Origin of the sequence: Nonomuraea sp. NPDC050547, assembly GCF_044457345.1 — a bacterium.
Lineage (GTDB): Bacteria > Actinomycetota > Actinomycetes > Streptosporangiales > Streptosporangiaceae > Nonomuraea.
In genome coordinates this window covers 116924-132193 of the sequence record NZ_JBITGW010000028.1, presented here as the reverse complement: position 1 = coordinate 132193, position 15270 = coordinate 116924, and the positions used below count along the sequence as shown (strand labels likewise).

11 protein-coding genes are annotated in these 15270 nt (G+C 73.6%); 7 read left to right on the top strand and 4 right to left on the bottom strand.

Annotated features, from left to right (window positions below; translation table 11 throughout):
- Positions 1 to 8: 8 nt before the first annotated feature.
- Positions 9 to 1523, bottom strand: coding sequence for a cytochrome P450 (locus tag ACIBHY_RS49640; protein WP_397310452.1), 1515 nt, complete (start codon positions 1521 to 1523; stop codon positions 9 to 11).
- 308 nt (positions 1524 to 1831) lie between these two features.
- On the opposite strand from ACIBHY_RS49640, the gene ACIBHY_RS49635 reads away from it, so the two are divergent.
- Both ACIBHY_RS49635 and ACIBHY_RS49630 read left to right on the top strand, forming a co-directional pair.
- On the top strand, positions 1832 to 3733 hold the full coding sequence (locus ACIBHY_RS49635; protein WP_397310451.1) for an ABC transporter ATP-binding protein: 1902 nt from the start codon (positions 1832 to 1834) through the stop codon (positions 3731 to 3733).
- A complete protein-coding gene (locus ACIBHY_RS49630; protein WP_397248895.1) occupies positions 3730 to 4926 on the top strand; it encodes a cytochrome P450 in 1197 nt (398 codons plus the stop codon). Before ACIBHY_RS49635 ends, ACIBHY_RS49630 begins: the two co-directional genes overlap by 4 nt.
- On the opposite strand, the gene ACIBHY_RS49625 is transcribed toward ACIBHY_RS49630, so the two are convergent.
- Positions 4923 to 5468 (bottom strand): hypothetical protein, encoded by a 546-nt coding sequence (locus ACIBHY_RS49625; RefSeq protein WP_379619586.1) that lies wholly within the window; start codon positions 5466 to 5468, stop codon positions 4923 to 4925. The two genes, ACIBHY_RS49630 and ACIBHY_RS49625, sit on opposite strands and share 4 nt — an antisense overlap.
- Positions 5469 to 5580: 112 nt before the next feature.
- Between ACIBHY_RS49625 and ACIBHY_RS49620 the strand changes: the two genes are divergently transcribed.
- The 4 genes from ACIBHY_RS49620 to ACIBHY_RS49605 all read left to right on the top strand — a co-directional run bounded on the left by ACIBHY_RS49620 (position 5581) and on the right by ACIBHY_RS49605 (position 11771).
- A complete protein-coding gene (locus ACIBHY_RS49620) occupies positions 5581 to 6060 on the top strand; it encodes a helix-turn-helix domain-containing protein (RefSeq protein ID WP_397310450.1) in 480 nt (159 codons plus the stop codon).
- Positions 6057 to 8549 carry a PEP/pyruvate-binding domain-containing protein gene (locus ACIBHY_RS49615; protein WP_397310449.1) on the top strand — a complete coding sequence of 831 codons (2493 nt, stop codon included), beginning with the start codon at positions 6057 to 6059 and terminating at the stop codon, positions 8547 to 8549. The genes ACIBHY_RS49620 and ACIBHY_RS49615 overlap by 4 nt, the downstream gene beginning before the upstream one ends.
- A gap of 235 nt (positions 8550 to 8784) precedes the next feature.
- Complete coding sequence (locus tag ACIBHY_RS49610; RefSeq protein ID WP_397248901.1) at positions 8785 to 9246, top strand: hypothetical protein; 462 nt, start codon at positions 8785 to 8787, stop codon at positions 9244 to 9246.
- On the top strand, positions 9243 to 11771 hold the full coding sequence (locus tag ACIBHY_RS49605) for a M48 family metalloprotease (RefSeq protein ID WP_397310448.1): 2529 nt from the start codon (positions 9243 to 9245) through the stop codon (positions 11769 to 11771). Before ACIBHY_RS49610 ends, ACIBHY_RS49605 begins: the two co-directional genes overlap by 4 nt.
- On the opposite strand, the gene ACIBHY_RS49600 is transcribed toward ACIBHY_RS49605, so the two are convergent.
- Positions 11764 to 13143 carry a glycoside hydrolase family 16 protein gene (locus ACIBHY_RS49600; RefSeq protein WP_397310447.1) on the bottom strand — a complete coding sequence of 460 codons (1380 nt, stop codon included), beginning with the start codon at positions 13141 to 13143 and terminating at the stop codon, positions 11764 to 11766. The two genes, ACIBHY_RS49605 and ACIBHY_RS49600, sit on opposite strands and share 8 nt — an antisense overlap.
- Positions 13144 to 13302: 159 nt before the next feature.
- Between ACIBHY_RS49600 and ACIBHY_RS49595 the strand changes: the two genes are divergently transcribed.
- Positions 13303 to 14481 (top strand): esterase-like activity of phytase family protein, encoded by a 1179-nt coding sequence (locus tag ACIBHY_RS49595; protein ID WP_397310446.1) that lies wholly within the window; start codon positions 13303 to 13305, stop codon positions 14479 to 14481.
- Here ACIBHY_RS49595 and ACIBHY_RS49590 read toward each other — a convergent pair.
- The gene (locus ACIBHY_RS49590; RefSeq protein WP_397310445.1) at positions 14472 to 15176 is read right to left on the bottom strand and encodes a FadR/GntR family transcriptional regulator; all 705 of its coding nucleotides are present in this window, start codon (positions 15174 to 15176) and stop codon (positions 14472 to 14474) included. The two genes, ACIBHY_RS49595 and ACIBHY_RS49590, sit on opposite strands and share 10 nt — an antisense overlap.
- Positions 15177 to 15270 lie beyond the last annotated feature (94 nt).

Genomic DNA, 15270 nt, shown 5'->3' with positions numbered 1-15270 from the left:
ACGGGCTCCTAGCGCGGGCTGAGGACGACGGGGAGTTCCAGCAGGTAGCGCACGCGGTTCTGCCGGTAGTGCAGGTCACGGGCGTCGTGCGTGAGGTCGACGCCGGGGAAGCGGCGGGCCAGCGTCTCCAGGGCGACGCGCGCCTGGATCCTGGCCAGGGCGGCGCCCAGGCAGAAGTGGTGCCCGTGGCCGAAGGCCAGGTGTGGATTGCGGGCGCGGCCGATGTCCAGTTCGTCGGGCTCGTCGAAGAAGGCCGGGTCGCGGTTGGCCGCCACGAGGGAGGCGGCCACGAGGTCACCGGGCGGGATCGCCCGGCCGGCCACCTCGGCCGGGCAGGACACGGTCCTGGCCAGGCCGACGGGGAAGGGCGTGACGTAGCGCAGCAGTTCCTCGACCGCGCTCTCGGCCAGCGCCGGCTCGGCGACCAGCCGCTTCCACTGCTCCCGTTCGCGCAGCAGCGCGGCCAGGCCGTTGGCCAGCAGGGTCGTCGGCGCGCGGTGCCCGCCCACCATCAGCAGGCGGGCGGCGGCCACGAGATCGTCCTCCGGCAGGCGCTCGCCCTCGGCCTCGGCCACCCAGCTCAGCAGGTCGTCGCGGGGGGTCGCCCGCCGGTCCGCGATGAGCGCGCGCAGGCGCTCGTCGATGTCGGCGTGGGCCACCGGCGGCACGGTGTTCATCCGCACCAGCAGCCAGTCGGCGATGTCGTCGCGGTCGTGCTCGGCGATGCCGAGCAGCTCGCACAGGACGATGATCGGCAGCGGGCGGGCGAAGGCGCGCACCAGGTCCACGGGCTCGTGCGCGGGCAGCGCGTCCAGCAGGCGTTCGCACGCGGCCCGCACGCGCGGCGTCAGCGTCTCCATCCGGCGCGGCGTCAGGTGCGGGCCGACCAGCTTGCGCAGCCGGGCGTGCTCGTCGCCGCCGATCGTGATGAGGTCCTGCTCGCCGCGGTGCTCCAGCTCGCCCTGGAGGCGGAAGCCGGCGGTGATCTCCAGTTCACCGGCCAGCGCCGGGTCCGCGAGGGCGGCGGTGCTCGCGGCGTGGCCGGTGAGGATCCACGAGGTCGACACCCCGGGGGCGTTGACCCGGTGGACCGGACCCAGCACGCGCAGTTGCCGGATCACGTCGGGATCGTTGAGCAGGACCGGGGTGAGCGCGGGCAGCCGGACGGGGCAGCCGGTGTCCTCACCCGGGTCGAGCGCGGCCAGGAACGAGGCCACGCTCCGGGTGTCGTCCTCGGCCAGCACGAGGGCCGGGCAGCACAGGCCGGACGGGTCGAGGTCGCCGGGCGCGCCCACGGCCACGACCGCCGCCGCGCGCTCCGGGTGGAGGTCAGCGAAATCCATGACGGCCGGGGCGGCGGCGCCGTAGCCTAGGAGAACCGCACGGGCGGGGCTTCCGGGTGCGGCGAGGAAGTCCTCGACCGCCTGCGCCCAGTCGCCGTCCGGCGTCCCGGCCACGTGGACCCGCCAATCCTCGCGCACCGGCGGCGCCCCCGCGCCGAACACCACCAGGGTCCCCGTCATCACCGCTCCCTCACGTCTTCGAGCTGACAGACCGAGGATGGACGGCCGGACTTGGATCGCCCTGGGAGACGGCTGCAAAGCCCGGCCAGACCTGTGTCGGCCCAGGTCAGCGCGTACGGCACCGCCCGCCCGCGACCCGCGGCGTCCCGGCGGGCGGAACGAGGCACCCCGCCCCGCGCCGTCCGATGGCGATGGATCCGCAGGTCAACGCCCCAAAGCCGGGCCTCCCCGCCGTCGTCAAGCCACTTCCAAGCCGGGCTTCCTACGCTGGCCAGCGGCGTCGGCCGAAACGCGGAGGGAACATGCGGATGCGAAGGCGAGGCGCGGGCGCCGCGCGGGGGAGCGCGGACCTGCCGTCCCTGGCCACGGCCTGGTGGGACGCCCACACGGCCGCGCTCGCCGGCACGAGCTTCCTGCGGATCGCCGCCCGGCTGCCCGCCACCACCGCCCGCGCGGTGGCCGTCGCCTGGCGGGCCGACCGCCGCGACACCGCGTGCGCGATCGCGCTGAGCCTGCTCGGCGGAGTCGCGACCTCCTACGGCCTGCTGGCCACGCGCGACGTGCTCGTGGCGCTGTTCGCCGCCGGGCCGACGCTCGGACGGGTCCAGGCGGCGCTGCCCTCGCTGCTGGGCGTGGCGGCGGCCGTGGCGGCCAGGTCAGGGCTGTCGATCGGCGCCGGCTGGGCGCAGGCCAGGCTCATGCCCAGGGTGCTGACGCTGGTCGAGCGGGAGCTGTTCGAGCTGACCACCCGGGTGGAGCTGGCCGCGTTCGACGACCCGGGCTTCAGCGACGAGATGAAGCGGGCGCGCAACCGCGGCGGCATGGCCCTGCAGGCGCTGGTGCGCGGGACCCTCGACCTGGTCGCGGGCCTGGCCGGGCTGGCGGGCACCGCGGTGGCGCTCCTGGTCGTGCACCCGCTGCTGCTGGCCGCCCTGGTGCTGGCCAGCCTGCCGGGGGCGTGGGCGGCGGTGCGCGTGGCACGGCTGTCGTACGTGAGCGAGCGCAACCGCACCTCGCGCCGCCGCCGCATGTGGATGCTCGGCGAGCTCATGGCCGAGCGGCTGACCGCGGCGGAGGTGCGCGTGTTCACCATGCGCGACTTCCTGCTGCGCGAGTACGACCGGATGGTCTCGGCGGAGACCGACGCCGAACTGGAGGTCGTCGCCGGGCAGACCCGCGTGCGGGTTCTGGGCGGCCTGCTGTCCGGCGGCGCCACCGCCGGGCTCTACACGGTGCTCGGCATGCTGCTGATCGGCGGCGGGCTGCCGCTGGCCGCTGCGGCCACCGCGGTGCTGGCCCTGCAGGCGGCCAGGCAGTCGCTCACGCTTGCGCTCACGAACGTCAACAAGATCTACGAAGAGGGCCTCTACTACGGCGACTTCACCGAGTTCGCCGAGCGCTGCGAGAGCCGCCTGCCGCCGCAGGCCGACACCGCCGTGATCACGCCGCCCGAGACGATCGAGGTGAAGCACGCCGGGCTCAGCTACGGCGAGGACGGCCCCATGGCGCTCGGCGGCGTCAGCCTGACCGCCCGGCGCGGCCAGACGATCGCGCTCGTCGGCGAGAACGGCTCGGGCAAGACCAGCCTCGCCATGCTCCTGGCCGGGCTGCGCCGGCCCACCTCCGGCGCGGTCACCTGGGACGGCCTGCCGCTGGACGCCGTGGAACGCCACGAGCTGTGGCGGCACGTGGGGCTGGTCAGCCAGGAGTTCTGGCGCTGGCCGTTCACCGCCGCCCGCAACATCACGCTCGGCACCGAGCACGAGGACCGCGCCCGGATGCGCGCCGCCGCCGTCAAGGCCGGCGCGCACCAGGTGATCGAGAAGCTGCCCGAGGGCTACGACACGCTGCTGTCGCGGGTCTTCGCCGGCGGCCAGGACCTGTCGGGCGGGCAGTGGCAGCGGCTGACCTGCGCCCGCGCCTTCTACCGCGACGCCCCGCTGCTCATCTGCGACGAGCCGTCGGCCGCGCTCGACCCGAAGGCGGAGCACGCGCTGTTCGCCAGCCTGCGTGCCGGCGCCGAGCGCCGGATCACGGTGCTGATCACCCACCGCCTGGCCAACGTACGGCACGCCGACCGCATCTACGTCCTGCACCACGGCCGCGTCGTCGAGGAGGGCACCCACGGCCACCTGATGGCCCTGGACGGCCGCTACGCCGAGCTGTTCACGCTGCAGGCCGACGGTTACCTCGAGGAGCGGATCGCATGACCACCCGCCTGACTCCCGCCCAGCTCAACGACGTGCCCACGGTACGCCGCCTGCGTGAGGCCGCCCCCGTCCACCACGTCGACCTGGGCCGGGGCGGCGCCGAATGGCTGCTGACAGGCTACGAGGCGGCGGTCACCGGCTTCGCCGACCAGCGCCTCATGGGCGGCGGCGCGGCGGGCAACCCGATCGAGGAGGCGGAGAAGGCGGGCCGGGTCATCTTCGAGGAGGACCTGGTCGACCTGTCCGGCGAGGACCACCAGCGGGTCCGCCGGATGATCTCCCGCCAGCTCACCCCGCGCCGCGTGGCCGCGCTGCTCCCCAGGATCGAGCGGATCACCGGCGAACTCCTGGACGCGATCCCGCCCGCCGAGAGCGTTGACTTCATCGCCGCCTTCGCCCGCCCCCTGCCGATCATGACGCTCTGCGCGCTGATCGGGGTGCCGGACGCCGACCGGGCGTACGTGCAGGCGTACGTGAGCGGCCGGATCGCCACGCTGCCCGAGCGGCCGGAGGCCAGGACGCCGGGGCCCGACATGACCTCGCCGGAGACGGCCGCGATGGTCTCCCACCTCGCCGCGCTGATCGCCGAGCGGCGCCGCGCACCGGCTGACGACCTGGTCAGCGGCATGATCCGGCAGGCGGATCGGGAAGGGCTGCCGGACGCGTACCTGGTGGCGGGGGTCAGGCTCACGCTGGTGGCCGGGCACCGGGCGGTCACCGCGCTGCTGGCCAACGGGCTGGCTCTGCTGCTGCGCGAGCCGGGGTCGTGGCGGCTGTTGCTGGAGCGGCCCGAGCTGATCGGCGACGCGGTCGAGGAACTGCTGCGCTACGTCACGCCGATCGCGCTGAGCGTGCCGCGGCACGCCACGGCCGCCGTGGAGGTGTGCGGGGCGGAGGTGCCCGACCGGGCGGTGGTGCGCTGCGCGTGGGGAGCCGCCAACCGGGACCCGGCGCGCTTCGCCGAGCCCGACGCCTTCGACCCGGCCCGGCCGGACAACGCCCATCTGTCCTTCGGCTACGGGCACCACTTCTGCCTGGGCGCGGCGCTGGCCAGGGCAGAAGCCGGGCTGGCGCTGACGACGCTGCTGGCCCGCTTCCCCCGGATGCGGCTGGTGGAGAAGGAGCTCGAATACCGCTCCGGCGACCTGCGCGAGCCGAAGACGCTGCGCGTGGTGCTGTCGCCGCCCGGTTAGCCGAGCTGGTCGAGGATCGGCGAGACGAGTTCGTTGAGCTCGCGCACCAGCACGGCGACGGCCCGCTGGGCGCTCTCCTCGACGCGCTCGTGCGGGCCCTCCGGCTCCGGGGGCAGCCCGGCCAGCGGCACCGGCGCCTCCACCAGGAGCGTCGCGCGCAGGAACGGGCTTCTGGCGAAGTCCTGCTGGGTCGGCTCGACGTACTGGCCGAACAGCTCCTGCCAGCCCTGCCAGCCGCGGTCGCGCCACCAGGCGCGTGAGCGGGTGAGCGGCTCGGGCAGCGGCGAGACGATCCGGACGCGGGCGATCAGCGTGCCGTCCCAGGTGTTGCGCGCGCAGGTGGCGTCGAGCACGCGCCGGTCCCAGCGGACGTAGCCGGGGTCGAGCGACGGCGGCGTGGCCAGTCTCCAGGCGGCACAGGCGAAGCGCACCGGAGCGATGTCGCCCCATTCGAACTCCGGCAGGTTCTTCTCCACGTGCGCGGCGTAGCGCCCGTGGCGGTCCCTGTCGAAGTCCTGGTCGATCCAGAAGGCCTTGGCCATGGGATCTACCGTACGGCGCGGGGCGGGTTCGGGGGCCGAAGATCCGGGAACGTCCCTCGTGCTGAATTTTCTGACCAATTACGCCTATCTGGTCAGAGAACGGAGAACGCGCATGGCCTGGCCGCCCGCCGATCCCGAGCGCCGGAGGGAGCGCGCCCACCGCGTGCTCGACGCCGCCGCCGAGCTGATCCTGCGCCGGGGCTACGACAAGACCACCATCGCGGACGTCGCGCGCGCCGCCGGCGTCGCCAAGGGCACGATCTACCTGCACTGGAAGACGCGCGAGCTGCTGTTCGCCGCGCTGCTGCGCCGCGAGCGCGTCGCCACCCTGGAGGAGGTACGGCGGGCCGAGCCGGGCACCCTGCGCGAGCTGGCCGGGGTGGCCGGGGTGGCGGCCGCCGAGATCATGCGCCGGCCGCTCATGCGCGCCGTACTGCTGGCCGACACCGCGCACCGCGCGCTCGGAGCGGGGCGCGAGCCGTCCCCGCGCGAGGCCCGCGCCGTCGCGGAAGCCGTCCGCGCCTACGTCGAGCAGGCCGCGGGCCTGGCCGGGCGCAAGCTTGAGTTCGCTCTCGAAGGGCAGCTGCCATGAACGTTCTCCCTCTCGACGACGCGGCCGCCGATCTCGCCCTCGCGGGCGGGAAGGGCGCGTCGCTGGCCCGGCTGAGCCGCGCCGGGCTGCCGGTCCCGCCGGGCTTCCACATCACCACCGACGCCTACCGCGCGTTCACCGCGCCCTTCCGCGAGCGGCTCGGCGCTCCCGGCGCGCAGGAGTTGTTCACCACGCACGAGATCCCGCCGGACCTGGCCGCCGAGATCCTCGCCGCCTACGCCGAGCTCGGCGACGGCGATGGCGATGGCGAGGGCCACGGCGCGGTGGCGGTGGCGGTGCGCTCGTCGGCCACCGCCGAGGACCTGCCCGAGATGTCCTTCGCCGGCCAGCAGGACAGCTACCTGAACGTCCACCGCGCGGATCTGCTCGACGCCGTCCGCCGCTGCTGGGCCTCGCTCTGGAACCCGCGGGCCGTCGCCTACCGCGAGCGCAACCACGTCCCGTACGACGACGTGGCGCTCGCCGTGGTCGTCCAGCAGCTGGTCGACGCCGACGCCGCAGGGGTCGTGTTCACCGCCGACCCCGTCACCGGCGCGCGCGGGCAGAGCGTGGTCAACGCGGCCTGGGGCCTCGGCGAAGCCGTCGTCGGCGGCCAGGTGACACCCGACACCGCCGTGGTCGCCGGCGGGCGCGTGCGCTCGTACACCGTGGCCGACAAGGCCGTCATGACCGTGCGCGGCCCCGAGGGCACGCACGAGCAGGAGGTCCCTCCCGCACGCCGCTCGCGGCGCGTGCTCTCCGACGAGCAGGTCCTGCGCCTCGCCGCCCTGGGCGAGCAGATCCAGCGGCTGTACGGCACGCCCGTGGACGTCGAGTGGGCCAGGCGCGGCGAGGAGCTCTTCATCGTCCAGGCCCGCCCGATCACCGGCCTGGCCGAGGAGGTGGAGGAGTGGAACGACAGCCTCACCGGCCCCTACCTGTGGACCAGCGGCAACCTCGGCGAGGCCATCCCCGACGTGATGACCCCGGTCACCTGGTCGCTGGTGCGGCTGTTCATCCGCGAGGCCATGTCCGCGTCGGCCATCCCCGGCTACCGCCTGGTCGGCAACATCGGCGGGCGCTTCTACCTGAACCTCAGCATCGCCATCTCCGCCGCCAAGGCGTTCGGCATGAGCGGCAGGCTCGGCGCGATCGAGCAGGTGTTCGGCAGGATCCCGCCGGGTCTCGACGTGCCGCTGCTGCCCGCCTCTCGGTGGCAGCTGATCAAGGCCCTGTTGCCGATGGCGATCAGGCTGCGCCGCCGGGTCGCCGCCAACGTGAAGCGGCTGCGGCCCTTCCTGGCGACCGCCCGGTCGCGATGCGAGGAGCTGCGCGAGCGCGCCGGGCTGATCTCCGAGCCCGCGGAGCTGGCCGCCTTCTGGGAGGAGGGGCTGCGGCCGTACGTCGTGGAAACCTGCCGGATGCTGGAGGCGGCCGGACGCCAGGGCGGCGGCGCGCTCGTCATGACCCGCGACAAGCTGCGCGAGATGGTCGGCGACAGCGACGCCGAGGCCATGCTCACCGGCGCCAACGCCGGCGGCGAGCTGGCCAGCATGGGCCCGATCATCGGCCTGGACAAGCTGGCCGGGGGCGAGATCGACCGGGCGGAGTTCGCCGCGGTCTACGGGCATCGCGGCGCCCACGAGTTCGAGGTCAGCGTGCCCAGGCCCGGCGAGGATCCCGGCTGGATCGACAGGCGGCTCGCCGAGGTCGCCTCCGGTGCCGCCGGCGACCTGCTCACCCGGCAGGAGGAGGCGCGCGCGGCGGCCTGGGCCCGCTTCGACCACCGCTTCCCGCGCAAGGGCGCGGCGATGCGCGAGCGGGTGGACAGGTGGAACGCGATCGTCAGGGACCGGGAGGACACCCGGTCGGAGAACATGCGGGTCTTCTGGGCGATGCGCGCGTTCGTGCTGCGGGCGGGGGAGCTGACCGGCCTCGGCGACGACATCTTCTACCTGGAGATCGACGAGATCCTCGACGTGCTGCGCGGCGGGCGCTCGCCGCTGGCGAGGATCCCGGTGAGGCGCGCCACCTACCGGAAGTACGCCGCACTGCCGATCTACCCGATGCTGATCGTCGGGCCCTTCGACCCGGTCCGCTGGGCCGCCTCGCCCGACCGGCGCGTCGACCTCTACGACGCCCGCGGCGGCCAGGCGCCCCCGGCCGACACGGTGTCCGGCTTTCCCGGCGCGCCCGGCGTCGTCGAGGGCGTGGCCCGCGTGCTGTCGGGCCCCGAGGAGGGCGAGCGGCTGAAGGCGGGGGAGATCCTGGTGACGACGCTGACCAACATCGGCTGGACGCCCATGTTCCCGCGCGCCGCCGCCGTCGTCACCGACATGGGCGCGCCGCTCTCCCACGCCTCGATCGTCGCCCGCGAGCTCGGCATCCCGGCTGTCGTCGGCACCGGCAACGCCACCGCGCGCATCCACGACGGCGACCGCGTCCGCGTCGACGGGGAACGGGGGACTGTGGAAGTCCTCAACGGATGACAAGACGCATGCGAACGATCACGTCCTGTGGTCACGATGGCCGTCATGACCGACGAGATGGAATGGGAGGAGCGGTGCGTCGTCTACCGGCGCGCCAAGCTGGCCCTGGAGCGGGCACCGGCTGCCTCAGGCGAAGACGGATACGCGCCCCGATTGCTGACCGATTGCGTGGCAGGGATCGCCTCCTCCCCGTCAAGGCTTCTCCCCGGGCCTCGGCCCGATCTACAGTGCTGGCGTGACGACGGACAGTGACGGTGATCGCCGTGCGCTCGTACGCGCGCTGGTGGCCGAGTTCGCCCCCCAGGAACTCCCCGACTTCGACCTGATGACCGGCGTGTACTTCGCCAACCCCGGAGCCGCCCGCCGTGCGCGCAGGGCCCGCGACGAGCCCGGCGCCTCCGGCATCGACCTGGGCGACCCCACCCTCACCAACCTGTTGTGGGGCGTCGTGGGCGGCCTCATGACCGAGATGGTGGTCATCGGCGTGCGCGACGGCAGGTCCAGGCTGCGGCGCTGGCGCGAGCGCCGCAGGGCGGGCGGCCCGGAGGCGCCGGTGCCCGAGCTGGGTGAGTCCGCCGACCAGGCCAGGCGGCGCATCGCCAAGGAACTGGAGGCCGCCGGCCGCGACCACGCGGAGACCATCGCCGAACGCGCCGTGGAACGCTGGAGCCGCCGAGACTGGACCCCTCCCCAGTGAGCGGCGGGGATCGTCCCGGCAACCCGTTCCTGTTACCGGCGGCGACCACCTCCCACTTCGTCCTGCTGGTCACGATCGTGCTCGCGGCCGCGGCCTCCTCCTTCGACTTGGTCGCGGGCGGCGCCTCGCGGTGGCGTGCGGCCTACGCGCCCTGCGACCTCGCCGCCGACGCCGCCGCCCGAGCCGGCGGCCAGGATACGCGGGCGCTGGCCGCCGGCTACCTCGGGTGCCTGCGCGGGGTCGGCCTGGAGCGGGCCGCGGTCGCGCTGGGCGCCATGCTGGCGGTGGCCGTCGCGATCCTGCTCCTGTACCTGGTCAGGCCCCGGCTGACGATCGCCCGCCAGCATCTGGTGCCCGCGGGTGAGGAGCTGTCGGGCCTGGTCGCGGGGCTGGCGGCCGAGGAGGGGCTGCGCCGTACGCCCGAGGTGCTTCTCGACGCCAACCGCGGCACGCCGGGCGGGCGCGCGTTCGGCCGCTACCCGCGCTACTACCTCCGCCTCAACATCGGGACGCTCCACGAGGCCACGCGGCGCGGCGACCGGAGCGAGCTGAGGGCGATCGTCCTGCACGAGCTGGCCCACCTCCGCAACCGCGACGTGGACCTGACCAGCCTCACGCTGTCGGCCGTGTGGGTCTTCGCGGTGCTGGTCGGCGCGCCGCTGCTGGTCCACACCGCGATCTTCGACCCGGTATGGCTGGCGCCCCTGTCGATCAGGACCCTGATCGGCACCGTCCTGGTCGTCCTGCTGGCGGCGTCGGTGCTGCGCGCCCGCGAGCACTACGCGGACGTGCGGGCGGCGATGTCCGGCGGCGCCCCGGTCGAGTCCCGGGGCGATGTGAAGGGCAGCCTGGTCAGGCTGCTGCGCCTGCATCCGCGCGCGGCCGACCGGGCCGAGGTGGTCCGGCAGCCGGGACGGCTGCTGCGGTGGATGCCGGGCGAGGCGCTGGGCGCCGGGATCGCGGCCGGGCTGGTGCTGCCGCATCTGATGGAGTTCGTCAGCCTGTGGCTGAGCAACGCGGATCTGCTCGCCTATCAGGTGAGCGCGTTGCTCGCGGGTCTGCCCGTGGCGGCGATCCTGCTGGCCGGGGCGTTCCGTGCCACGCTCGCGGCCATGGCGGCCGACCGGCCCGCGCCCAGGGGCGTCGCGGCGGGGGTGGCGCTGGCGGCGGGAATCGTCCTGGGCCTGCTGGGCGCGCCGAGCCGGATGCGCCTGTCCTGGGCGGAGTCCATCGCCGCCGCGCCCGTGGCCGCCGCCGTCATGGCGCTCTTCCTGCTCGCGCTGTGCGTGACGTTCGTGCGCTGGCTGTCGGCGTGCGCCGACGCGTGGCTGCCCGTGGCGAGGTCGCGCACGCTGCTGCCCGTCTATCTGGGCGCCTTGGTGCCGGCCACGTTGCTGTTCGGGCCCTTTCTCGGTGCCTGGGTCATGTCCGCCGTCTTCGGCATGGAGACGCGCGCGCCCGGCACGGCCGTCTGGGCGATCCTGGTGTCGGTGTTCGATTCCGGGAAGCTGACCGTCCTGCTCCTGGCGGCGCTGTATCCGCTGGGCTCCTGGCTGCTGTACACCTCGCGGGCGCGAGGGCGGCGGCTCTACCTGGACTCGCCGCAGGAGTTCGCCCTGCCGGCCGCCCGGGTCAGGCCGCTCGTGGCGCTCGCCCCCGCCGCGGTCCTGACGTCGCTGGTGGTGGTCGCCGAGCTGGCCACGCCGGAGCCGATACTGCTGTCGCTGGTCGCCGGGTTCGGTCCGGGCGTGCGTACCGACTCCCTCGGCGACATGATGGCCGTGGCCGCCGCGATCGTCGTCGTCCTGGGGCTGCTGCAGACGCTGACCGCGGTCGTGGTGTCGGCGTTCACCGGCCGCGGTCTGGGTCCTTCGCACGCCGTCCTGGCGGCGGTCGCCGGGGGACTGGGCTGTTCGGTGGCGATCGTGTGGCAGCCGCTGGCCCGGACGTGTGCCACCGGGCAGTGCGTGGCGGCGGACCTCCTGTCCCAGTTCGCCGCGCTGTGCATCGGCGTGCTCGGGTTCGGGGTGCCGGTGAGCCTGCTGGGGGCGGGCGCGGTGAGCGCGGTGCGCGCCCTCGTGGCGTTGGCGTCCTCGGCTCCCGCCCGGCCCTTGGTGCGCCCGGCGCGTGCGTGGCTGCGCCGTACGCTGGCGGTCGCCGCCCTGGGGGCGTCGGCGGTGTGGATCGCAGGGACGGCGCCGACCTGGCTGCTCCAGTACGGTTTCGTCGACTTCCCGCAGAGCGGCAGCTTCGACAGCCCGGGGAACGCCGTCCCGCCGCCGGGCCCGCCCGGCACGGTCACCGACCGAGAGGCGTGCGCGGCGCTGGCGAGCGCCGCGCTGACGCCGTTCGTCGGAGACGGCTACTACGCCACGTGGGCGACCGCCTTCGTCAGGCTCGGCGCCAGCCGGAGCCCTTTCCTGGTGAAGCTCGGGCACGCCGGCTACGCCGACGCCCGTGCCGCCCAGTACCGCCTGCGGGACTTCACCACCGCGCTCAACGCGTACTGCGTGCGGGTCAGGTAGTGGAGAAGGTGAACCAGTTGACGTTGACGAAGTCGGCCGGCTGGCCGCTGCTGAAGGTCAGGTAGACCGTGTGGGTGCCGGTCACCGGTGAGATGTTGGCGGGTATGGTGCGCCAGCTCTGCCATCCGCCGGTGTTCGCCAGTGCGAAGTCGCCGATCGGCGGCGCGGTCGGGCTGCCGAGGCGGACCTGGACGAGCCCGCTCACCCCGCCCGCGGCCCCGGAGGCCACCCGGGCGCGGAACTGGGTGGCGGCGGTGCCGCCGAAGCGGACGTTGTCGAAGCGCAGCCAGTCGCCGTTGGTGATCGCGCCGACGTTCTGACCGCCGCCGGTGTCGGTGGTCGTCTCGACGATGGTGCCCGACTGGGCCTGGTGGCGCTCGGCCTGGATGGTGGAGCGGGCGTCGACGTCACCCGGCGGATCGGTGGGAGTGGGGGTGGGGCCGGTGGCGCCGCTCTGCCAGACGGCCACGTAGTCGACGACCATCGGCCGGCCGGAGACGGTCGCGGCGGTGGGCGTGGAGAAGCCGGCCACGCCGTCGGGGAAGGCGCCGCCCATGGCCACGTTCAGCAGGATGAAGTAGCCGGCGTGGCCGGTCATGTTGTTCCAGGTCGCGGCGTCGAACTGCGACTGGCTGACCGAGTGGAACTGCTGGCCGTCCACGTACCAGCGCAACTGGTTGGGCGAGACGCTGCGGTCCCACTCGAACCGGTAGGTGTGGAAGGCCGACTGGCAGGAGGCGCCGGGGCAGGCGCGGCTGGCGCCGAGACCGCTGAACTCGTTGCACGGCCCGCCGGGCGCGACGCCGCAGTGGAGCACGGCCCACACCGAGTTGATGCCGTTGACGTTCTCCATGATGTCGAACTCGCCGATGCCCGGCCAGTTCCAGTAGTTCCCCCGGTACGGCGAGCCGAGCGCCCAGAAGGCCGGCCAGTAGCCGAGCGCGGCCTGCCCGGTCACGTTGGGCATCTGGATGCGGCCCTCGATGCGCAGCACGCGGCCGTCGGCGGGCTTGAAGTCGGAGCGACGGGTCTCGATGCGGGCGGAGGTCCAGTCGCGGTTGGCGCCGTGCGGGGTGATGCGCAGGTTGCCGGTTCCGTCGAGGCTGAGGTTGGAGGGGCTGGAGGTGTAGTTCTGGATCTCGCCGGTGCCCCAGTTGGCGGGGCCGCCCGGGTAGGAGTGGCCGGTGTCGATGATCCAGTTGCCGGAGTCCGGCAACGATCCGGCGGGGCCGTTGAAGTCGTCGGCCCAGACCAGCGACCACCCGGAGGGCGGGGGCGGCACGGCGGCCGAGGCGGCGAGAGCGGCGTACAGGACGAGGGAGAAGGCGGCCGACAAGGCGGCGGCGGCGACGGCGAGACGGCGGCGCGGCATCACTGCTCCTAGCGGGGGGTGGACGGTGCAGAGAGCGCTCTCACACCTGAAAGAAACATATGGTTAACGCCGTGTCAACCTCGGTGAGAGCGCTCTCGCATCCGGGTGGTTCGCGTGGTGTTCCACGTCCCGTCACCTGACCGGCCTAGGGTGCGCGCCATGAGACGTTTCGCCATCGTGATGTGCGCCGGCGCGCTGGCCTTCGGGACCGCCGCGGTCCCGGCCACCGCCACCCCCGAGCACGGTTTCGGCAGGGCCGCCCTGGCCGGGTTCGCGTCGCTGCCCGCGCAGACGTACGTGCCGGGCAGCGAGCGGTCCGGCGCGCAGCTGGGCACGGCTCCCATCAACGGGCTCACCCCGCCCTTCCCCGGCCAGCCCGTGCAGGGTTTCAGCGGCATCGCCCGCCGCCACGACGGAGGCTACGACGTCCTGTCCGACAACGGCTTCGGCGCCCAGGCCAACAGCGCCGACTTCCTGCTGCGCGTGCACCACGTACGCCCCGACTTCCGGACGAGGAAGCTGAGCCTGCGCGGCGGCTTCAACCTGTCCGACCCGCACAAGCGGGTGCCCTTCCCGCTCACCCGCCCCGACCGCAAGCTGACCGGCGCCGACTTCGACGTCGAGTCGATCGTGCGCTCGCTCGACGGCACCTACTGGTTCGGCGACGAGTTCGGCCCGTTCCTGCTGCACGCCAACGCGCGCGGTGAGCTGCTCGACGCGCCGGTTCCGCTGCCCGGCGTGAAGGCCCCGGAGAACCCCGAGCTCAACGGCGGGCAGCCGAACCTCGGCCGCAGCAAGGGCTTCGAGGGCATGGCCAGGTCCGTGGACGGGCGCCGCCTGTACCCGCTGCTGGAGGGGACCGTGACCGGCGACCCCGCGGGCACGCTGCGCATGTACGAGTTCGATCCGCGCAAGCGCTCCTACGGCGAGCGCCGCTGGACCTACCGCCTGGAGGACCCCTCCCACGCGATCGGCGACGCCATCGCGGTGGATCGCCACCGCTTCCTGATCATCGAGCGGGACAACCTGCAGGGGGCCGAGGCCCGCTTCAAGCGCGTCTACCTGGCCGACACCCGCGACAGGGACGGCGACGGCGCCATCGACAAGACCCAGGTGGCCGACCTGCTCGACCTCGCGGCCCCGGGCGGCGGCACCTTCACCTTCCCGTTCCAGACCATCGAGGACGTCATCATCCTCGACGACCGCACGCTGGGCATTCTCAACGACAACAACTTCCCGTTCTCCTCCGGCCGCACCGCGGGCGCGGCCGACGACAACGAGTTCATCAAGGTACGGCTGACGCGCGGCCTGCGCGCCGACCCCCGCGTCTACCTCTGAGGGACGCCCAGCCGGGCCACCCGGTTGCGTACCCCCTCGAAGTGGGCGTGGACGGCGGCGATCGCGGCGCTCTTGTCCCCGGCCGTCACCGCGGCGTAGATGTCGCGGTGACGGCGGGCGACGTCGGCGGGCGGCTCGTCCGGGGCGCCGATCTGGTCGCGCAGCTGGTGGTAGACGTCCCAGAACGCGCCGAGCAACTGGCTGACCAGCGGGTTGCCCAGCGGGCGGTAGAGCACGTCGTGGAAGAGCCGGTCGATCTCGGGGGAGACCCCGCCGCGCTCGGCCTCGTCCTCCATCCTGGCCATGACCTCGGCGGAGGCCGACAGGTCGGCCTCCGAGCCCAGGTCGATGAGCTTCTGGACGAGGCCGGTCTCCAGCATCTCGCGGATCTCGACGAGGTGGGCGATGTGGCTGCGGCCGTCCTGCAGGGTGATGCGGCTGTGGAAGGTCAGCTCGTCCACGAGGCCGGCCAGCGACATCCGGCCGACGAACATGCCGAAGCCGTGGCGGATGTCCACGATGCCGACGGCCTGGAGCGCCTTGAGCGCCTCCCTGACCGAGTTACGGCTGATGCCGAGCTCCTCCATGAGCTCCGACTCGGTGGGCAGGGGATCCCCAGCGGCCAGGCCGCGCCCGAGAATGATCTCCTTGACGGCCTCCTGGGCCTCGACGGCACGGCTGGGTCGTGAACGCATGTACAGCCCCTTCTCGGCGATCACTGCGTAACATTCCGGAAACCATCCGTTGACCGCAAGCTGTCTCCCGGCTTAGCGTCCACGTTACGCACAA